We start from the raw sequence: 18,235 nt of genomic DNA, 5'->3' as shown, positions 1-18,235 counted from the left end.
TTGTTGAGCCGAGATCCACGGCTGATTGTTCGGGCAGACCGGGCTGCATCGCGGCTCATATAGCAAACAAATGGGCCGGAGCGAGCCTGCTGTAAGCAAAGCAGCGACTGTGGGAGGAGGTGGCGCCGGAGGCCGCTTTCAGCACGCCACGAGTTGTTGTGCCCAGCCTTGATGCACTTTCGCCGGCGGGTCACGAGCGAGGACGACTAGCCAGGGCGCCGATACGGGAACCCTCACCCCAGGCGAGAGTTGGTGTTTCGACCCTGCCATAACCTGAGGACAACATCATGAATGAAGTATCTTCCATCTTCCTGAGCGGCCTTCGGAATGCGCATGCCATGGAGAACCAGGCCCTTTCCATCATGAAGCCGCAGGTGAGCCGCATCGAGAACTATCCCGAGGTGGCACGCCGGCTGGAGCAGCATATCGCCGAGACTGAAGTGCAACTCTCACGCCTTGACCAGTTGCTCGAGGGCATGGGTGGAGACAATTCGACGCTCAAGGACATGGCATTGTCCTTCACTGGCGCGATGGCGGCCCTTGGCCACACGGTCGCGCCCGACGAGATCGTCAAGAACTCGTTTGCCAACTACGCGTTCGAGCATTTCGAAATCGCCGCCTACAAGTCGCTGCTGGCGCTGGCCAACCATATCGGCGACACGCGCGCCGTTGAGTTGCTGACGCAGAACCTGCGCGAAGAGCAGGACATGGCGGCATGGCTCGACCAGCATATCGAGCCAGTTACCCTGCAATATGCAGCGCTGCGCGAAGTGGGCGAAACGGCCAAGAGGTAATCGCGCCGGAATCGCCGGCAAGGAGAAGCAAATGAGCAAAACTCCCGTAAGCCACAGCAAGACCGATGACGTCCCCGCTAAAGGGGCGGACCACAAGCCCAAAAAAGACAAGCCCAGCGAGGGCAAGACTTCAGACCATCACGTGCCGGGGGCCGATGGCCCGATCGGTGCCGAGGCCGAAGACGATAACAATCCCTAACGGCACCCGGGAGGAGCAGGCACCCTGCCCCTCCCTTTTTTCCGCCCAACAAGAGGTTTTCATGCCCATAGCGCAGCGTATTTCGATCAATTTGCTGACCCGCAATATCGCCGACAACATCGCGTTCTACCAAGCCCTTTGTGGCTTTCAGATCGTGCACCAGGAAGCCTGGTATGTAGTGCTGGCCGCCAGCCCCGAGAGCCAGTTCCAACTGGGGCTGATCGACTGGGTGAGTGAATTTGTGCCCCGCGCCGCCCGAGGCGAGCCGCAGGGCGCCTATCTCGAAGTGGTCGTCGAGGACGTGGCGGGGGCCGTCGAGGCCATTCGCCGCTTCGGCACCGAGATCATCGAAGAGCCCACCACATTCGGGCCCATGACCCGCGCGGTGCTGCGCGATCTTGATGGCCATGTGATCGATGTCGTCTCGCCGGGTGCGCGGTACACGATCCCACCGCGGCGCACCGTCGCCTGACCCCTGCGGTTCTTGCCCGCGCAGCTATTTCTGGCTGCGCGGCACCGCAATCTCCCGGAAGTTCTCGGCAAGCTGATGCAAGGCACCCTGCATTTCCGGCCCGCTCATTGCGCGGCCATGGCCGGTGACCACGAGCTCGGGCTCCAGCGCTGCCAGGAGGCGCACCGATTGTTCCGCCGCGATCCAGTCCGGGGTGAAGTAACGCGGCGGCCCGTGCATTTCGGGCTCCTGCACCATGACCTCATAAGCCGATTCTTGGCCCGTGGTGATAATCGCATCGCCCGCCACCAGCGTCCGGTCGGCTTCTCGCCAGAGCGAGATATGGCCCCGGGTGTGCCCCGGGGTGTGCAGCCAACGCCACCCGGGCAGCACCGGCACTGCGCCACTTGGCGGCAAGAGCTGCAGCCATTGAGTGATATCGACCGGGTCGCGCGGAAATAGCGGTGCCAGCTTGGGCATGATGCCGCCATCGGCTGCCGCATCTGGCGGTGGATAGGCCTCTTGCCCGGAAAGGAACGGTGCTTCGAGGGCATGGGCGTATACGGGCACATTCCAGTGCCGGGCCAGATCTTCCAGCACTCCGACATGATCGAAATGGCCGTGGGTCTGGATGATGGCCGAAGGCGGCACGGCGCCAAAGCGCGACTCTGCGGCGTCCAGGATCTTGTTGCGCGAGCCGGGCAGCCCGCTATCCACCAGCACCCAGGGTCCAGTCGGGGCGCCGATGAACACCACATTGACCATGACGATGCGCAGGTAAGCTAGATCGGGCGCCAGTTCGCGCAAATGCTCGTCCTGCTTGGTTTCGTCGGCTCGAGCGTCCTGGCTCAGGGGGATCTGAACAGCCATGGTGGTTCCTTTGTGCTGCGGATGGTCAAGGCAGAGCAGTGGGCGACTAGGCGCCCCGTGTTTTCTGACCGCCCAAGGCAAAGGGCGTTCCCTCAGTCAGTTTCTGACAAGCGCGTTCCACGTCCTCGTCGCTGACATCGACCGGCAAGGAGGTATCGTCAGGAAGGCCTGCGCCGGTCTGGGCAATGGTTTCGTCCTTGGGACGGTCGTTGGCGCCGGTAGTCACTTTACTGCTGCTCATCGCTGTTCTCCCAGTTAACGCACGTTATCGGGACCCGGTGGGGCTGGTTTCCCAATGGAGAGTGGAACTGCCTAGGCCCACGGCGGTTGCAGTAGCAGCAACATGGGAGTTGAAATGGAACAGGACGGGACCCCCAGCGACCAGCCGCAGTCCGAGACTTCGGCGACCGTGACCGACCGCGGACGTGGCCCGGCGGAACGCGCCGTATTGGGCGAGGACCCACGCGGCAGCATTGTCCGCATCGTGGTGGCGGTAATCGTCTTTATCGTTGTTGCGGGGACGATCTTTTACATGTCGATGGGGTGACAACGCCATCGCGCCCGGTATTTAGGGTAATACTAAAGAGCTGCGCGGTTTTACGGAACCCAAAGGGTCCGGGCGTGCTTGTTTGTTCATAACCTGCCCAGGAGGCACTTATGAAGGCTCTGAATCTGATTACTCTACTGTTAATCATCATCGGCGGCATCAACTGGCTGTTGGTTGGCGCCTTCCAGGTCGATCTGGTGGCACAACTGTTTGGCGGCCAGGACGGGGCAATCGCCCGTATCGTTTACGTGCTTGTCGGCCTGTCGGCCATCTACCAGCTGGTGCCGTTCTTCAAGGCCATGTCCACGGACGAAGTGATCGCCGAGCGCGGCACCACCACGACGACGCGCCTGTAGTTTTATGCGCCGGCGGCCGGAGCCACGCTCTGCCGCCGGTTTTTTGTGTCTAGCATGGAGGGGAAATTGAATACGGCCAATCTACAGCTCGAAGGGCTTTACCTGGCGCTTGCCGCGGTGAACCGCGCCCTGATCGATGCCGGCGTTGTCAGCACCGAGCAGCTCGACCTGGCGTTCCGCAAGACCGAAGCCATGGCCATGGGGGCCGAGCGGATGAACAGCCTGTCTCCAGCCGAGCGCGATGCCGTGTGTTTCCCCATCCGTTTGTTGCAGACTGCCCTCGAGTCTCCCGAAACGGCTGACTTCACCGAGCTGGCTCGTACCGTGGGGATGACCAAGCCACGCTACAACGATCAACAATAGGGTGGGCGAGATGGCGGGCGAACAAGGCTCTTATCGGCGGATCGCTGTTGGGGAAGACGCCGGCAATGCGGTAACGATCGGGATCGAAGCGGGTTCGGATGGGCGTCCATTTGCTGCGGTCTGGTGGCCGGCTAGCGGCGATGTGGACGGCGACGAAGCACAATATGATGATGTCGCGAGCGCCTTTGCTGCTGCCGAGGCAGCCCGGCAGTTGCATGGCTTTGCCGAAGTCGTCGTGGTGCTGCAGGACGATCTGCTTTGGAACCCGGCATGGGGCGAGATCGCGGCCGACCGAAATCGGGAACCGATTGGCGATGTTTCCGACACGGACCTTAATTCGCGCGAGGTTTACAACCTCGCGCGCGGGATTGAAGGCGAACGCGACGCCTAAGGCTCAGCCCATGGTGCCAAGCAGCGTAGCGCCGACCACCACGGCCGCACCGATCGCTACAAAGATCGCATAAAGTGCAGTGCCCGGCATCTTGGGTCCCTGGCGGTATTTCGGCCGGCTGGCGGCGTCCAGCTTGCGCTCCGAGGCGGTTGGGGGACTTCCACCTGCTTCAGCATCGGTCCCGAGTGGGGCCGCGGCGGGATCGGGGAAGCCGATTTTCTCGCCGGTCGCTCCGCTGTCGATTTCTTGGCGCAACTGGTCGGTGGTGGGTGCGTCTTTGGCCATTTACCGTCTCCGTTTGCAACGATAATGCCGAGGGTGGAGGTGTGTTCCGTCCGGGAACAATCGCCATGGGGTGGCGTTGACGCGGCACTTACTTGTGCGGATCAACCATGAATTTCACCAATTGTGTGCATCTCTGCGTGGACATGCAACGCATGTTCGCGGAGGAGACCGACTGGCATGTCGAAACGCTTGCCGGCGTGCTGCCCGCGATCGAGGCACTGACCGAGCCTCACGCCGCGCGGACGGTATTCACCCGTTTTGTGCCGCCGGAACGGGCTGAAGACGCGCAGGGGAGCTGGCAGGAATATTACGAGGCTTGGCCCAATATGCTGCGCGAGCGCATGGCGCCTGAGATGGTGGACCTGGTCCCCTCGCTGCAGCGCTTTGTTCCGCCGGCCGCAGTGATCGACAAACCGGTTTATTCACCCTGGTGGTCAGGCGCGCTGCACCAGCAGTTGCAAGCCAAAGGGGTCGACACGCTGGTGATTACCGGCGGCGAAACCGAGGTGTGCGTGTTGTCCACCCTCATGGGCGCGATCGATCTGGGATACCACGTTGTATTGCCCAAGGATGCGGTGTGCAGCTCGGCGGCCGAAACTCACGCCGCAATGCTTTCCATCTATGACAGCCGCTTTGGCATCCAGCTGACGGCCTGCACGACCCAGGACGTGCTCGATCAATGGCGACGCGAGGGATAATCCATGCAGATCGGCTATCATGCTTCCCACGAACAGTTTGCTCCCTCGAGCCTGCTCAAGCTGGTGCAGCAGGCGCAAGAAGCGGGTTTTTCCTGCGCCAAATCATCGGACCATTTCCATCCTTGGAGCGAGCGGCAGGGTCACTCGGGCTTTGCCTGGTCGTGGCTGGGGGCCGCCATGGCAGTGACCGATTTTCCGATCGGCTCCATTTCGGCCCCGGGATATCGCTATCACCCGGCCATCGTCGCGCAGGCCGCGGCAACGCTGGGGGAAATGTTTCCTAACCGGTTCTGGCTGGCTCTCGGCAGCGGGGAAGCGCTCAATGAATCGATCACCGGCACCTATTGGCCCGACAAGGCCGAGCGCAATGCCGTGCTGGCCGAGTGTGCCGCGGTCATCCGGGCGCTGTTTGCCGGCGAAACCGTCACCCATCGCGGCAGGGTCACAGTGGTGGAGGCCAAGCTTTATTCCCGGCCCACCCAGCCGGTGCCGCTGTTTGGCGCCGCCATTACCCCCAAGACCGCAGCGTTTGTTGCCGAATGGGCTGATGGCTTGTTGATCACCGGCGGCGGTGTGGAGGAGATCCGTCCGACCATTGAGGCCTTCCGCGACAATGGCGGTGCGAACAAGCCCGTTCATATCCAGCACGCGCTGTGCTGGGCGACGACCGAGGACGAGGCGTTCGAGCAGGCGCTGGATCAATGGTCGGCCAATGTCATTGGCGGCGAGGTCAACTGGGATCTGCGCCGTCCCAGCGACTTTGATGCGGCCACGCGCTTTGTGCGACGCGAAGACATGGCCAAAGCAGTGTTCGTGTCGGCCGATCTTGGCCGGCATCGCGCCGCTATCGAGGCTTACGGCGAATTGGGGGCGACCGCAGTGCATCTGCACCAGGTTGGGCGCAACCAGGCGGAGTTTATCGAGGCATTTGGCACCAAGGTGTTGCCGGGACTGGATCGGATCACGGCGAGCGCGCGTTAACCACGCAGCAAAGGCCAGCGGGAACGAGCATCGGCTCGGTTCCGAGGCTTATTCCTGCGGAAGGCGCGACTGGCGCTGGCCGCACCAACCCTGGAGAACCCAATGAAAGCGTTGTGCTGGCACGGCAAAGGCGATGTTCGCTACGATACCGTCGATGACCCCAAGATCGTCCATGGCCAGGACGCCATCATCAAGGTGACCTCCTGCGCGATCTGCGGCTCGGATCTGCATCTTTATGATGGGTTCATGCCCACGATGGAGTCAGGGGACGTGCTCGGCCACGAAACCATGGGCGAAGTGGTGGAGGTCGGCAAGGACAACACCAAGCTCAAGGTCGGCGACCGCGTCGTCGTGCCCTTCAACATTGCCTGCGGGCAGTGCTGGTTCTGCCAGAACCAGATGTTCTCACTATGCGACCGCTCCAATCCCAACGCGGCCATCGCGCGCGCGGCCATGGGCTATTCGCCCTCGGGCCTGTTTGGCTATTCACATATGCTGGGCGGCTATGCTGGCGGGCAGGCCGAATATCTGCGCGTGCCCTTTGCCGATGTCGGCCCGATCAAGGTGCCCGATGAACTGACCGACGAGCAGGTTCTGTTCCTAAGCGACATTTTCCCCACCGGCTATATGGCCGCGGAAAATGCCGAGATCGAGCCCGGCGACACCGTAGCCATCTGGGGTTGCGGTCCCGTCGGGCAATTCGCCATCCAGAGCGCGTGGCTGATGGGTGCTGGCCGCGTCGTCGCCATCGACAACGTGCCCGAGCGCCTGAAGATGGCCGAGGTGCATGGCAAGGCCGAGACCATCAATTTCGACGAAGCCAGCCCCTATGAAGTGCTGTTCCAGATGACCAATGGGCGCGGGCCCGACCGGGTCATCGATTGCGTGGGCACCGAGGCCCATGCGAGCGGCGCACCGGATTCAGTGATCGACAACGTCAAGCAGAAGGTGGGTCTCGGCACCGACCGGGCACATGTGCTGCGCGAGGCAATCATGTGTTGCCGGAAGGGCGGCACCATCTCGATGCCCGGCGTTTATATCGGCATGCTCGACAAGGTGCCCATGGGCGCCTTCATGAACAAGGGGCTGACGCTCAAGACCGGACAAACGCACACCCATCGCTATCTGGCGCCGCTGCTGCAGCTGGTGGTGGACGGCAAAATCGATCCGACCTTCGTGATCACCCACCAGGCCGATCTATCGGAAGGGCCCGAGCTTTATCGCAAGTTCCGGGACAAAGAAGATGGCTGCATCAAGGTGGTGATGAAGCCCGGCGCTTAACCCAGGTTGGCGCCCTATCGGGCGCCCGCCTGCCTTCTTTGATGCCTCCGGTAACAGCAAATTCGTGCTGGCGGGGATCGGGAAACGGGCTTGGGGAGTTGGATTAACCAAACCCACAGGAATGAACCCCCATGCGCAGAGCTTCTTCCTCCCTCGCCACCTCCGCAACCGTGCTGCTTGCCATTGCCAGCCCCGCGGCCGCCCAACCGCAGGGCACGGTCGGGCAATATTCCGATGTGACTATCGAGGGGTCGATCCTCGAACCCAATCCGCTCGAGATTGCTGACGATGCCGAGCTTGCGGGCAAGATCCAGGTGCCCGAGGGGTTCACGGTGGAAGTGGTCGGCCGCGATCTCGGCAATACGCGCATGCTGGCCGTGCATGAGGACGGGCATGTCTATGCCACCCGCCGCCAGGAAAGCGATGTCATCCGGCTGATCGACGCCGATCGCGATGGCAAGTTCGAGGATTTCGCCAAGGTCGCCGGCCGCCCGGGCATGCACGGCATCTTTATCGATGGCGACACCGCTTACCTTGCCACCGCCAAGGAGGTGTTCACTGCACCAATCGAGGACGATGGCAGCTTTGGCGAACTGACGCGGATCATCGACGATCTGCCCGATGCCGGCCAGCACCCCAACCGCACCCTGGCGATCGGCCCGGACGGGATGCTCTACATAACCGTGGGCTCGACCTGCAACGCCTGCGACGAGTCCAACCCGGAAAGCGCCACCATTCTGCGCGCCACCCCCGACGGCAAGACCCGCACCATCTTCGCCAGCGGTCTGCGCAATACGATCGGCTTTGGCTGGGAGCCCGGCACGGGCAAGCTTTACGGCGCCGATCACGGCACCGACTGGCTGGGTGACGAGGAGCAGAAGGAAGAGTTCAACCTCGTCGAACAAGGCAAGCAATATGGCTGGCCCTATATCTACGACTTCTCCAACTTCAATCCGCAGGACAATCCGCCCGAGGGCATTACGCTGGAGGAATGGGCCGAGGCGAGCGAGGAACCGCTGCTCGGCTATACCGCCCATGCCGCCCCCATGCAGATGACCTTCTACCAGGGCGAGGCCTTTCCCGAGGAATATCGCGGCGACGCCTTTATCGCCATGCGCGGCTCCTGGAACCGCCGCCCGCCGAGCGGCTATGAAATCACCCGGGTCGATTTCGAGGACGGCGAGCCCAAGGACTGGACCTCCTTTGCCACTGGTTGGCTGATCGAGAACGATGATCAAAGCTATGACTTCCTCGCCCGGCTTGCCGGATTGACCGAGGATATCGATGGCTCGCTGCTGCTGGCCGACGATTTCAACGGCATCCTCTACCGCATCAGCTATGAGGGCGAGGATGGGGCAGGCAGCGATGCGGCTGCCGCGTCCAGCACGCCCAATCTGGTCGAAACACCCGCGCCTTCCGACACCGCGATCAATCTCGTGGAGGCCGATGGCACGCTTGCTGTCAGCAGCTCGAGCTTTGCGGATAATGGTGCGATCCCCATCGCCCATGCCGCCGAAGGGCATAATGCCTCCCCGGCCCTCTCCTGGGACGAGGCGCCCGAAGGCACAAAGTCCTTCGCCGTGATCATGGATGATCCCGATGCCGACGAGCCCAAGCCCTTCGTGCACTGGGTGCTTTTCGACATCCCCGCTGACGTCACGACCCTGCGCGAGGGCATCAACACCGATCCGGTGCTGCAGGACCCCGAAGGGGCCAAGCAGGGCAGCAATAGCCGCGGCCAGACCGGCTATTACGGCCCCCGCCCGCCGCTCGAGGATCCCGCCCACAACTACCATTTCCAGGTCTTTGCGCTCGATCTGGCCGAGTTGCCGGTGGAACTGGGGGCCAAACGCGAGGACGTGCTGGCGGCGATGGAAGGCCATGTGCTGGCCAAGGGCGAAGTGGTGGGCACCTATCAGCGCCCCACCGAAGAAAAACCCAAGAACTAGCTAGCTCGGATCACGCGGGAGCGCGCCCGGGCGCGTTCCACGCCAGCAAGGATCAAGCCATGACCACGCCCGACACCCTGAGCGATGCGGCCCTCGCAGTATTCGCCTTTGCCATTTATCACCAGCTCGAAAGCGGCGATCCCGTCACCAAAGTGATCGCGGATGACGGCAAGGGCCACCACGCCGATCCAAAGGCCGTTGCCGAACTCGAAGAGCTGGGCCTGGCCACGCGCGAAGACAATTCGGTCAGCTTCACGCCCGAGGGCATGGAGATGATTACCCTCTTGATCGGCCGCCTGCGCGGGCGCTAGCCCATGGCTTTGCCGAGGCCAAGCGTCGCGATCAATTCGGCCGCTGCCGCCGCGCCCGCGCGGTTGGCGCCGATGGTGGACGCCGACGGGCCATAGCCGACCAGATGAACCCGCGGATCCCGCAAGACCTGGGTGGCCAGCCGCCCACCCATGCGGATGCCACCGCCCTCTTCGCGTAAGTCGAGCGGGGCAAGATGATCGAGCGACGAGCGAAAGCCGGTGCACCAGAGGATGACATCGGCCCGCTCTTCCCTTCCATCGCTCCAGCGCACGCCGGATTCGGTAATCTCGCTGAACATCGGATGGCGCTGCAACACGCCACGCGCCCGCATCGCTGATATCGCCGGCGTTTCGGGCAGCCCCGTCACCGACACGACCGAAAGTGGCGGCAGGCCGGCCCGCACGCGTTGCTCCACCATAGCGACGGCGGTCCGGCCGGCTTCGATGTCGAAGGGTCCGGTGCGGAACTGCGGCTCACGCCGGGTTACCCAGAGCGTCGTGGTCACCTGCGAGATTTCGTCGAGCAGCTGGATGGCCGAAATGCCGCCGCCAACCACCACCACATGCTTGCCGCGGAAGTGCTCGGCCCCCTGATAGTCGGCGGTGTGCAATTGCTCGCCGCCGAACGTCTCGGCCCCCGGATAATGCGGCACGAAGGGCGCCGTCCAGGTGCCGGTGGCGTTGATGATGCCCCGGGCCGAGAACACGCCCCGGTCCGTTTCGATCCGCAGCCGCTCGCCACGGCTGACCACGCAGCGCGCGCTGACCGGCCGCAGCACCGGCAGCTCGAACCTGCGTTCATATTCAGCGAAATATTGCGGCACCGCCACCCGGGCCTGCACCTGCGGATCATCCAGCGCGATCGCGTCGCCAAAAGCCAGCCCCGGCAGATCATGGACGCGATTGACCGTGCTCAGGGTCAACGAGGGCCAGCGGAACTGCCAGGCGCCTCCTGGGGCCTCGGCACTGTCGAGCACGACAAAGCCGCGGCCCGCGACAATGCCGCGCTGGCGCAGGTGATAGGCGGCAGACAAACCCGCCTGCCCGGCGCCAATCACGACAATATCGGCCTTCCGAGCCACTCGAACGGAGGCGTCACCCAGTTGTGTTTGCTTGTCGGACAGTGGCCAAGCTCCAGAGTTGAATCAATCAACTGCGCCAAGTGACTGCAGTTGTTGGCTTCTATTCTTGATCGGCGCAAGGGAGAAAGCCGATTTTCCGTTGCGGGCAGTCTTTCCGCTCGCGCCGCAACCGGTTAGCGTCGGGGGTGTTTGAACTTAACCAAGCTGTCGATGAAAGCGAGCGTCTCATGGCCAGAAAAATCACCATCGCGCCCTATAGCGGACCGGCTGGCGGCTGGGGTTCAATCAAGTCCGTCAGCAGATATCTGGACAGCGAAGGCATTCTGGCGACGGGCCCCCTGGCGCTGCGCAAGCAAAACAAGCCCGAGGGCTTTGCCTGTGTCAGCTGCGCCTGGGCCAAGCCGGTGCCATCCCATCCCGCCGAGTTCTGCGAAAATGGCGCCAAGGCGACCGCCTGGGAGCTGACGCGCAAGCGGGTGACGCCGAGCTTTTTTGCCGAACACACGGTTAGCGAGCTCAAGACCTGGTCCGACCACGACCTCGAGGCCATTGGCCGGCTAACGACGCCGCTGCGCTACAACGCCCAAACCGACAAATACGAAGCCGTGGACTGGACCGAAGCCTTTGCCAGCATCGGACGCGAGCTGGCCGCCATTCGCGACATCGATCCCAAGCGCACGGTGTTCTATGCATCTGGCCGGGCGTCGCTTGAAACCTCCTATATGTATCAGCTGCTGGCGCGCCTCTATGGCAACAACAACCTGCCCGACAGCTCCAATATGTGCCACGAGTCCACTTCGGTGGGTCTGGCCGAAAGCATCGGGGTGCCGGTGGGCACGGTGGTGCTGGACGATTTCAAATCCGCCGATGCCCTATTCTTTTTCGGCCAGAATGTGGGCTCCAACAGCCCGCGCATGCTGCACCAGTTGCAGGAAGCCAGCGACCGCGGCGCGACAATTGTCAGCTTCAACCCGCTCAAGGAGCGGGGGCTCGAGCGGTTCGTCAATCCGCAGAACCCGGTGCAGATGCTGACGCAGCACGAAACCCGCATCAGCCGGGAATACTACCAGGTGCGCCCGGGCGGCGATATTTCGGTGGTGATCGGCATGTGCAAATGGCTGTTCGAGGCCGACGCCAAGGCGCAAGCCGAAAACCGCCAGCCGGTGCTGGACCACACCTTCATTGCCGAACACACCCATGGCATGGAGGAGTTCCGCGCCTTTGCCGAAGCGCAGGATTGGGCCGATCTCGAGCGCGAAACGGGGCTCACCCGCGCTCAGATCGAGCGCGCTGCCGCCATCTATGCCGCCGCCCCGGCCGCCATGGTGGTTTATGGCATGGGCATCACCCAGCATAAGCTGGGGGTCGAAGCGGTGCAGATGCTGGTCAATCTGGCGCTGCTGCGCGGTAATATCGGCCGGCCCGGCGCCGGCATCTGCCCGGTGCGTGGCCATTCCAATGTGCAGGGCCAGCGCACGGTTGGGATCGCTGAAAAGCCCGAACTCGTGCCGCTCGACCGGCTCGAGGAACTCTACCAGTTCAAGGCGCCGCGCGAAAAAGGCACGACCACGGTGGAAGCCTGCGAGGGCATCATCAATGGCACGATCGACGCCTTTATCGGGCTTGGCGGCAATTTCCTGCGCGCCGTGCCCGATCATGGGCCGATGGAAGAGCACTGGCCCAAGATGCGCCTGACCGTGCAGATCGCCACCAAGCTCAATCGCGGCCAACTGTTTTGCGGCAAGACGGCGTTCCTGCTGCCCTGCCTTGGACGGATCGAATATGACCGGCAGGCCACCGGCAAGCAGGTGGTGACGGTGGAGGATTCCACCGCCGTGATCCACCAGTCACGCGCCATCAACGAGCCCGCCAGCCCCGATCTGCTGTCGGAGCCGCGCATCGTGGCCGAGATCGCCAAGGCCACCCTGCCCCCCAATCCCAATGTCCCCTGGGACCAGTGGGTGGGCGATTATAGCCTCGTGCGCGACGCCATCGAGCGCACCTGGCCCGAAATGTTCAGGGACTTTAACCAGCGCATCAAAAAGCCCGAAGGCTTCCGCCGCCCGATCGCCGCCAGCCACCGCCAATGGAAGACCAAGACGGGCAAAGCCAATTTCAAGGTGCCCTCGGCTCTGGGCGGCAGCTTTGATGATGGCAAGGATCCCGATGTGCTGCGCCTCATCACCTTGCGCAGCAATGACCAGTTCAACACTACCGTTTATGGCTATCACGACCGCTTCCGCGGCGTGGAAGGCACCCGCGACGTGCTGTTCCTCAATGGCGAGGACATGGCGCGCTTCGGCATTGCCGATGGCAGCACTGTCGCCCTCGAAACGGTGGCCGATGATGGAGTGCCGCGTCGTCTCGGCGGGCTGCGCGCCATCAAATACGACATGCCCAAAGGCAGCTGCGGCGGCTATTATCCAGAATGCAATGTGCTGATCCCGGTCTACCAGCACGCCGAGAAAAGCCATGTGCCGGCCGCCAAGTCGGTGCCGGTGCGGATCGTGCCGGCGTGATCCCGACCCATCAGCCCATCGCGCATCAGCGCTGGGCCGGGCAGTTTGACCCGGCCGGGCGTGACATTGCCACCGAAGCGGCCGTGGCCGTGGTGGTCAATGGCTCGACCTATGCCGTGATGATGGCGACGCCGGCCGATCTTGAAGACTTCGCGATCGGCTTCGCGCTGACCGAGAGGATGATTGCCGAGCTCGGCGAAATCGAGCGCTTCGAAATCGTCGAGCACGCCGCCGGCGTGGAAGCACGCCTCTGGGTCGCCGAGGAACGGGCGCGCGCCCTCGCCGCCCGCCGCCGCGCCATGGCCGGCCCTACCGGTTGCGGGTTATGCGGCATCGAAAGCCTCGAACAGGCCCTCCGCTCCACGCCGCGGGTGGAGGCCGGGCTCACCCTGTCGCCCGACCAGATCATGGCCGCGGTGGCGGCGCTCCGGCCCGCCCAGTCGCTCAACGCCCTCACCCACGCCGTGCATGCCGCCGCGCTCTGGCAGCCCGAGGCGGGGCTGCTCGTTCTGCGCGAAGACGTCGGCCGCCACAACGCCCTCGACAAACTCGCCGGCGCCGCCCGCCGCCAGCACCTCCCCGCTGCGGACGCCGCCCTCCTCATCACCAGCCGCATCTCGGTGGAGCTCGTGCAAAAAGCCGCCGTGCTCGGCACCGGCATCCTCCTCGCCATTTCCGCCCCCACCACCCTCGCCATCCAAACCGCCCAAGCCGCCAACATCACCCTCCTCGGCGTGGCGCGAGACGATGGCTTCGAGGTGTTCACGCATGGCTGGCGGGTGGGATAGTTGGAGGGGCAGCCCTCCCGATACATAAGGTGGGCATTGCGTAAGTAGTTGTGCGCTGAGTTGGTGGCAATGCGCCTGCTAAAACCGGGAAACGGTGCGGGCACCCGGCTTTGTAACCCCGGCCAGCATATGCCAGCTCTGAGCTTCGTCATCCCAATTCGCGACCATGCCGGTGTGGCCGACTGGCCTGCAGCCATGCGCAATCTGCAGGCTACCGCAGCCTCGATCGCGGCACAAACCAGCTCGAGCTGGCGATGCATTGTCGTGGCGAGCCGCCATTCTCCCCTGCCGCACTTGCCCGGCAAGATCGAAGTGCATCGCCTCGATCTGCCCACACCGGCGCCGTTGCCGCCCCTGGCCAATAGGGAGCACCGGTTCGAGGCGATCCGGGCAGACAAGGGCCGCCGGGTGCTTGCGGGCATTCTTTCCGTCGCTCCGGACAATTATGTGATGACCGTCGACTACGATGATCTGGTCAGCAATCGCCTCGCCGCCTTCGCCGAAGCTCACCCTGCCCAGCCAGGCTGGTTTGTCGATAGCGGCTATCTCTATGACGGCTCATCGACCCTGATGCGGCTGGGGTCAGGCTTTGACGAGCTGTGCGGCACGTCCCTGATCATCCATGCCGATCGGCTGGTGCTGCCGCCCACGCTGGAAGCCATGCACGAAACTTATCTGCGCCAGTGGTTTGGCAGCCACAAGTTCGCCAAGCGCCTTCTCGCCCAAGCCGGCACTCCCCTCGCCCCACTACCATTCCCCGGAGCCATCTACCGAGTGGGGCATGCCGATGCCGTCAGCGCTTCAGCTGCGATTTGGCGGCAGTTCCGCCCCCGTCGGCGTCGCGTTCTGGCTCAGCTCCGGCTTCTCGCCCAGCTGCGCCTGCTCACCCCCAAACTACGGAGCGAGTACTTTGCCCGGCCATAGCAGCACAAGCGGCGAACAAATCCTCGTCGCCGTCGTCATCCCCTTTTACCAAAAGGAAGCCGGTATCCTCGCGCGGGCACTACGTTCGGTTGCGGCGCAGGAGCTTGCGGGCGCTATCAAGCTTACGGTGATTGTTGTCGATGATGCGTCCCCGATCCGGGCAAGTGATGAACTCGCCCTCGTGCGGTCGGGTTTCCCGCACGAGCTCATCCTGATCGAACAGTCGAATGGTGGCCCCGGCGCCGCTCGCAACACCGGCATCGATCGGGCGGTCGAGTTGGGCGCGGAGTTTATTGCCTTCCTCGATTCCGACGACGAATGGGCGCCACCTCATCTGCAAGAAGCGCTGGAGTGCCTCGGGTCAGAGGCATCGTTTTATTTTTGCGATCACACCCGGCAGGTTTGGGAGCACAGTCTATTTGGCGAACTCAACACCATGGCAGAATGGCAGCGGGGCGCATCGGGTGTCGTTTGGAGCGGAACGAGGGCGCTCGTGGACCGCGAGACCCTCCTCGCCGCTTACTTGCGTGAATATCTCAGCCAGACCTCGACGGTGGTGTACCGCCTGCGGGCCGCCCCCGATATGCGTTTTGACACGAGCTTGCGTGCGGCAGGGGAAGACTACTTGTTCTGGATCAAGCTGGGGCAGTTGGCAGGCGGCGCGAGCTTCTCCTGCTCGGTCAATGTGGTCTGTGGCACCGGCGTCAATATCTATATGTCTGCTTTCGACTGGTCCAAGAAGGAAACTGTGAGCCGCTACGGTTACCTCAAACTTCTCTGGCATCGCGTCCTAAGCGAGGTGGAATTGGACGATGAACAACGCGACATCGCCGGGCGCACCCTCAAGCTCATTGAGCGGGCCTATACCTTTCTTCTGCTCCGCCAACTCATCCGATTGTCGCTGCCCGATCTCGGCATGCTGCGAAAGCTAGCGGCAGCCGATCCATCCTTTCCGTTCCGGTTCCCCGTGACGCTTTGCACCGCCATCGCGACGGTGCGTCGAGACGCTGCCAATTGGTAGGGTACGCGGCTGTGTGGCTCTGCAAGACCACCCGGGAAGTCGTGTCTGATGGCCTATGATGCGCAGGTAGACCTCCATCTCGCCGGCTCCCGCAGCCGCGCGGCCGTTGTCGGGGTGCTCTGGTCGGTCTTCAGCAGCCTTACGCCGGGGCTGGTTAGCGCCGGAGTGTTTCTGGCAACCTCGCGTGCCCTTGGTCCCGATGATTTCGGCATCGTCGCCCTTGCCAGCACGATCATCGCCCTGCTCGGCGCGGTGGCGCCGACCGGTTTCGGACAAGCGCTCATTCAGCGCGCCAACATCACCGCGGCGCATCTTGACGTCGTGTTCTGGCTGGGTGCCGGGCTGGCTGCATTGCTTTATGCGCTGGTGTGCCTGCTCGCCCGACCGCTGGCGGAGACCATGGGTCAGCCTCTGCTTGCAGTGCTGATGCCCGTGCTAGGGCTCAAGATCGTGCTCGACCTCGTCGCCATCGTGCCGAACGCCCTGCTTGTTCGAACCATGTTGTTCCACAAACTCGCCTTGCGCACCGTGGTGGCCTCGCTTGCGGGCGCTGTGGTTTGCCTGGCTGTGTTGTTTGCCGGCTACGGGCTCTGGGCGCTCGCCTTGGCCCAGCTTGTTTCCTCGGCCGCGGCCACCCTAGCCTGCCTGGTCAGCGCCAAATGGCTGCCACGCGTCTCCTTCCGCCGGTCAGCCCTGCAGGAGCTGTCACGCTTTGGTGGCTTTGCCACGGGCGCTAACTTCATCAACAGCATCAACATCGACCAATTGCTGATCGGGAGCCTGCTGGGTCCCTATGCACTAGGCCTGTTCGGCTTCTCGCGGCGCATTTTCCAGTTGTTGAGCGATGTCATGGCCGGACCGCTCAACGCGGTCTCGTTCTCCCTGTTGTCCTCCATGCAGGACGAGTCGGAGTTGCGGCGCAAGGCCTTTCTCATCGCTACGTTCCTGTCCGCTTCGGTGTCGTTTCCCGTGTTCACCGGCGTGGCGCTTATCGCACCGGATTTGGTACCATTCCTTTTCGGTGCGCATTGGCGTGAGGCGGTGCCGGTGGTGCAGGCATTTTGTGCCATTGGACTATTGGCCTGTATCGGGGTGCTGCAAGGCTCGCTGATCAACAGCAATGGCGATGCGGATCTGTGGCTCTATTATTTGGTGGGTCGCCAGCTGGCGACCGGCATCTGCATCGTCCTGCTTTTCCGCTTTGGCGTTGCCGAACTCAGCATTGGCCTGGCCATCCAGACCTATCTGATGTGGCTGCCATCCGTGCATATGGTGGCGCGCATTCTGAACATGCCGATGCTCTGCTATCTCTGGGGCTTCCGGGTACCCGTTCTCGCTACGCTGGCCATGGCCGTTTCGATTCAATTTACGTCGGCGGCCTGGCCACTCACCGACCCGGCGGCGCGGATAATCGCGGCGGTGGCGGTCGGCGCCTTAGTGTATGGCAGCGTTGCCTGGTTGCTGGCGCACCGGCAGCTGTACGCAATCTGGGACATGATCTCAAAGCGGAGAAGCAGCAAGTGAAGCTGGTTTACTACCGCGGCCACACGCCCAATTTCGGCGATGAACTGAACACCTATCTGTGGCCCCACCTGTTGCCCAGCGGATTTTTGGACGAGGATGATAGCGAACTCTTTCTCGGCATCGGCTCGATCATCTGGGATTTCCTGCCCTCCACCTCGCGCAAATTCATTATCGGCTCGGGTTATGGCGGCTATAGCAAGCTGCCCAATCTGCATGATGGCAGCTGGTCGCCCGTCTTCGTGCGCGGACCGCGCACGGCACAGCTGCTCAGACTTCCCCCCGGGCTCGCCATTTGCGACAGCGCCGTTCTGTTACGCAAGATCTACCCCATCGGACGAGCCAGCCGATCCGGCACTGGCTTCATGCCGCATTTTGAAAGCCTTGCGAGAGGCCACTGGCAAGAGGCTTGTGCCCTTGCTGGCGTGAAGTTCATCGACCCCACGGCACCTGTGCAGCAAACGCTCAGCACTATTGCCGGTCTGGAGCGTCTCGTTACCGAAGCCATGCACGGTGCCATCGTCGCCGATGCGCTGCGAACGCCCTGGATTGCGGCCCAGCCTATTCATCCCTTGCATCACACCAAATGGCTCGATTGGTCTGAGGCACTCAGCACGCAGATCCGATGGAAGGAACTCTTTCCCACCAATGCGAAAGAGCTTTATTTCAAGATCACGGGCGGCAAGAAGTATTACGAAGGCCGTGCCAATCTCTTGATACATCACCCGGCCGCCAGAGCACCCAACAAGCTACTGACGCAGCTTGCAGCCAGAAGACTTTCCGCAATTGCGCGAGCCGAGCCGCAACTCAGTCCAGACCGGGTCATTGCCGAGGTGACCGATCGCGCGGACGCGGCGCTGCTCGGCTTTGTGCAAGCGCGCGCGACGGCTTCCTAGCCCCTCCT

Annotated in this window: 22 protein-coding genes; 18 read left to right on the top strand and 4 right to left on the bottom strand. The window is 62.9% G+C overall.

Translation table 11 applies throughout. The features are described 5' to 3' along the window. Window positions 1-287: 287 nt before the first annotated feature. The 3 genes from HRQ64_RS07815 (at window position 288) to HRQ64_RS07805 (ending at window position 1,465) form a co-directional block, all read left to right on the top strand. On the top strand, window positions 288-794 hold the full coding sequence (locus HRQ64_RS07815; protein ID WP_127752497.1) for a ferritin-like domain-containing protein: 507 nt from the start codon (window positions 288-290) through the stop codon (window positions 792-794). Window positions 795-825: 31 nt separating this feature from the next. Beyond that, a complete protein-coding gene (locus tag HRQ64_RS07810) occupies window positions 826-993 on the top strand; it encodes a hypothetical protein (protein WP_164854764.1) in 168 nt (55 codons plus the stop codon). Window positions 994-1,054: 61 nt separating this feature from the next. Then, on the top strand, window positions 1,055-1,465 hold the full coding sequence (locus tag HRQ64_RS07805; protein WP_172122874.1) for a VOC family protein: 411 nt from the start codon (window positions 1,055-1,057) through the stop codon (window positions 1,463-1,465). A gap of 24 nt (window positions 1,466-1,489) precedes the next feature. On the opposite strand, the gene HRQ64_RS07800 is transcribed toward HRQ64_RS07805, so the two are convergent. Both HRQ64_RS07800 and HRQ64_RS07795 read right to left on the bottom strand, forming a co-directional pair. Next, window positions 1,490-2,314 carry an MBL fold metallo-hydrolase gene (locus tag HRQ64_RS07800; protein WP_172122873.1) on the bottom strand — a complete coding sequence of 275 codons (825 nt, stop codon included), beginning with the start codon at window positions 2,312-2,314 and terminating at the stop codon, window positions 1,490-1,492. Between the two features lie 46 nt (window positions 2,315-2,360). After that, entirely contained in the window at window positions 2,361-2,555 is a 195-nt protein-coding gene (locus tag HRQ64_RS07795) for a hypothetical protein (protein WP_172122872.1), read from the bottom strand. A gap of 114 nt (window positions 2,556-2,669) precedes the next feature. Between HRQ64_RS07795 and HRQ64_RS07790 the strand changes: the two genes are divergently transcribed. The 4 genes from HRQ64_RS07790 to HRQ64_RS07775 all read left to right on the top strand — a co-directional run bounded on the left by HRQ64_RS07790 (window position 2,670) and on the right by HRQ64_RS07775 (window position 3,971). Next, window positions 2,670-2,861, top strand: coding sequence for a hypothetical protein (locus HRQ64_RS07790; RefSeq protein ID WP_127752493.1), 192 nt, complete (start codon window positions 2,670-2,672; stop codon window positions 2,859-2,861). A gap of 110 nt (window positions 2,862-2,971) precedes the next feature. Then, the gene (locus tag HRQ64_RS07785; RefSeq protein ID WP_127752492.1) at window positions 2,972-3,217 is read left to right on the top strand and encodes a DUF378 domain-containing protein; all 246 of its coding nucleotides are present in this window, start codon (window positions 2,972-2,974) and stop codon (window positions 3,215-3,217) included. Between the two features lie 66 nt (window positions 3,218-3,283). Further along, on the top strand, window positions 3,284-3,580 hold the full coding sequence (locus tag HRQ64_RS07780; RefSeq protein ID WP_127752491.1) for a hypothetical protein: 297 nt from the start codon (window positions 3,284-3,286) through the stop codon (window positions 3,578-3,580). A gap of 10 nt (window positions 3,581-3,590) precedes the next feature. Next, window positions 3,591-3,971: a hypothetical protein gene (locus HRQ64_RS07775; RefSeq protein WP_172122871.1), complete on the top strand. Its 381-nt coding sequence runs from the start codon at window positions 3,591-3,593 to the stop codon at window positions 3,969-3,971. A gap of 3 nt (window positions 3,972-3,974) precedes the next feature. Here HRQ64_RS07775 and HRQ64_RS07770 read toward each other — a convergent pair whose 3' ends face one another. Then, window positions 3,975-4,256, bottom strand: a complete 282-nt coding sequence (locus tag HRQ64_RS07770) for a hypothetical protein (RefSeq protein ID WP_206524699.1) — start codon at window positions 4,254-4,256, stop codon at window positions 3,975-3,977. Between the two features lie 107 nt (window positions 4,257-4,363). Between HRQ64_RS07770 and HRQ64_RS07765 the strand changes: the two genes are divergently transcribed. The 5 genes from HRQ64_RS07765 to HRQ64_RS07745 all read left to right on the top strand — a co-directional run bounded on the left by HRQ64_RS07765 (window position 4,364) and on the right by HRQ64_RS07745 (window position 9,476). Beyond that, window positions 4,364-4,954, top strand: a complete 591-nt coding sequence (locus HRQ64_RS07765) for a cysteine hydrolase (RefSeq protein WP_172122870.1) — start codon at window positions 4,364-4,366, stop codon at window positions 4,952-4,954. Between the two features lie 3 nt (window positions 4,955-4,957). After that, complete coding sequence (locus HRQ64_RS07760) at window positions 4,958-5,935, top strand: TIGR03885 family FMN-dependent LLM class oxidoreductase (protein ID WP_172122869.1); 978 nt, start codon at window positions 4,958-4,960, stop codon at window positions 5,933-5,935. 102 nt (window positions 5,936-6,037) lie between these two features. Then, window positions 6,038-7,216 carry a zinc-dependent alcohol dehydrogenase gene (locus HRQ64_RS07755; protein WP_172122868.1) on the top strand — a complete coding sequence of 393 codons (1,179 nt, stop codon included), beginning with the start codon at window positions 6,038-6,040 and terminating at the stop codon, window positions 7,214-7,216. Window positions 7,217-7,347: 131 nt separating this feature from the next. Next, entirely contained in the window at window positions 7,348-9,165 is a 1,818-nt protein-coding gene (locus tag HRQ64_RS07750; RefSeq protein WP_172122867.1) for a YbhB/YbcL family Raf kinase inhibitor-like protein, read from the top strand. Window positions 9,166-9,224: 59 nt separating this feature from the next. Next, a complete protein-coding gene (locus HRQ64_RS07745; RefSeq protein ID WP_127752485.1) occupies window positions 9,225-9,476 on the top strand; it encodes a hypothetical protein in 252 nt (83 codons plus the stop codon). Here the strand turns inward: HRQ64_RS07745 and HRQ64_RS07740 are convergent. Continuing rightward, on the bottom strand, window positions 9,473-10,558 hold the full coding sequence (locus HRQ64_RS07740) for an NAD(P)-binding domain-containing protein (RefSeq protein WP_349236682.1): 1,086 nt from the start codon (window positions 10,556-10,558) through the stop codon (window positions 9,473-9,475). The genes HRQ64_RS07745 and HRQ64_RS07740 overlap by 4 nt on opposite strands. Window positions 10,559-10,785: 227 nt before the next feature. On the opposite strand from HRQ64_RS07740, the gene HRQ64_RS07735 reads away from it, so the two are divergent. From HRQ64_RS07735 to HRQ64_RS07710, 6 genes are all read left to right on the top strand, one after another. Beyond that, window positions 10,786-13,077, top strand: a complete 2,292-nt coding sequence (locus HRQ64_RS07735; RefSeq protein WP_172122866.1) for an FdhF/YdeP family oxidoreductase — start codon at window positions 10,786-10,788, stop codon at window positions 13,075-13,077. Then, a complete protein-coding gene (fdhD, locus tag HRQ64_RS07730) occupies window positions 13,074-13,865 on the top strand; it encodes a formate dehydrogenase accessory sulfurtransferase FdhD (RefSeq protein ID WP_210258523.1) in 792 nt (263 codons plus the stop codon). Before HRQ64_RS07735 ends, fdhD begins: the two co-directional genes overlap by 4 nt. Before the next feature lie 129 nt (window positions 13,866-13,994). Then, entirely contained in the window at window positions 13,995-14,789 is a 795-nt protein-coding gene (locus tag HRQ64_RS07725) for a galactosyl transferase (protein ID WP_172122864.1), read from the top strand. Further along, the gene (locus tag HRQ64_RS07720) at window positions 14,776-15,810 is read left to right on the top strand and encodes a glycosyltransferase family 2 protein (protein WP_172122863.1); all 1,035 of its coding nucleotides are present in this window, start codon (window positions 14,776-14,778) and stop codon (window positions 15,808-15,810) included. Before HRQ64_RS07725 ends, HRQ64_RS07720 begins: the two co-directional genes overlap by 14 nt. 48 nt (window positions 15,811-15,858) lie before the next feature. Then, on the top strand, window positions 15,859-17,334 hold the full coding sequence (locus tag HRQ64_RS07715; protein ID WP_172122862.1) for a lipopolysaccharide biosynthesis protein: 1,476 nt from the start codon (window positions 15,859-15,861) through the stop codon (window positions 17,332-17,334). Continuing rightward, window positions 17,331-18,227 (top strand): polysaccharide pyruvyl transferase family protein, encoded by an 897-nt coding sequence (locus HRQ64_RS07710; protein ID WP_127752479.1) that lies wholly within the window; start codon window positions 17,331-17,333, stop codon window positions 18,225-18,227. Before HRQ64_RS07715 ends, HRQ64_RS07710 begins: the two co-directional genes overlap by 4 nt. Window positions 18,228-18,235: the final 8 nt, after the last annotated feature.

Source organism: Devosia sp. 919 (assembly GCF_013185965.1).
Taxonomy (GTDB): domain Bacteria; phylum Pseudomonadota; class Alphaproteobacteria; order Rhizobiales; family Devosiaceae; genus Devosia.
This window is presented reverse-complemented; position numbering and strand designations above follow the sequence as displayed.

Coding starts and splice junctions, on each gene's coding strand:
- HRQ64_RS07715 (WP_172122862.1), top strand. CDS start 15,859: ATGGCCTATGATGCGCAGGTAGACCTCCATCTCGCCGGCTCCCGCAGC.
- HRQ64_RS07815 (WP_127752497.1), top strand. CDS start 288: ATGAATGAAGTATCTTCCATCTTCCTGAGCGGCCTTCGGAATGCGCAT.
- HRQ64_RS07805 (WP_172122874.1), top strand. CDS start 1,055: ATGCCCATAGCGCAGCGTATTTCGATCAATTTGCTGACCCGCAATATC.
- HRQ64_RS07785 (WP_127752492.1), top strand. CDS start 2,972: ATGAAGGCTCTGAATCTGATTACTCTACTGTTAATCATCATCGGCGGC.
- HRQ64_RS07725 (WP_172122864.1), top strand. CDS start 13,995: ATGCCAGCTCTGAGCTTCGTCATCCCAATTCGCGACCATGCCGGTGTG.
- HRQ64_RS07735 (WP_172122866.1), top strand. CDS start 10,786: ATGGCCAGAAAAATCACCATCGCGCCCTATAGCGGACCGGCTGGCGGC.
- HRQ64_RS07775 (WP_172122871.1), top strand. CDS start 3,591: ATGGCGGGCGAACAAGGCTCTTATCGGCGGATCGCTGTTGGGGAAGAC.
- HRQ64_RS07765 (WP_172122870.1), top strand. CDS start 4,364: ATGAATTTCACCAATTGTGTGCATCTCTGCGTGGACATGCAACGCATG.
- HRQ64_RS07770 (WP_206524699.1), bottom strand. CDS start 4,256: ATGGCCAAAGACGCACCCACCACCGACCAGTTGCGCCAAGAAATCGAC.
- HRQ64_RS07760 (WP_172122869.1), top strand. CDS start 4,958: ATGCAGATCGGCTATCATGCTTCCCACGAACAGTTTGCTCCCTCGAGC.
- HRQ64_RS07795 (WP_172122872.1), bottom strand. CDS start 2,555: ATGAGCAGCAGTAAAGTGACTACCGGCGCCAACGACCGTCCCAAGGAC.
- HRQ64_RS07750 (WP_172122867.1), top strand. CDS start 7,348: ATGCGCAGAGCTTCTTCCTCCCTCGCCACCTCCGCAACCGTGCTGCTT.
- HRQ64_RS07800 (WP_172122873.1), bottom strand. CDS start 2,314: ATGGCTGTTCAGATCCCCCTGAGCCAGGACGCTCGAGCCGACGAAACC.
- HRQ64_RS07755 (WP_172122868.1), top strand. CDS start 6,038: ATGAAAGCGTTGTGCTGGCACGGCAAAGGCGATGTTCGCTACGATACC.
- HRQ64_RS07790 (WP_127752493.1), top strand. CDS start 2,670: ATGGAACAGGACGGGACCCCCAGCGACCAGCCGCAGTCCGAGACTTCG.
- HRQ64_RS07810 (WP_164854764.1), top strand. CDS start 826: ATGAGCAAAACTCCCGTAAGCCACAGCAAGACCGATGACGTCCCCGCT.
- HRQ64_RS07745 (WP_127752485.1), top strand. CDS start 9,225: ATGACCACGCCCGACACCCTGAGCGATGCGGCCCTCGCAGTATTCGCC.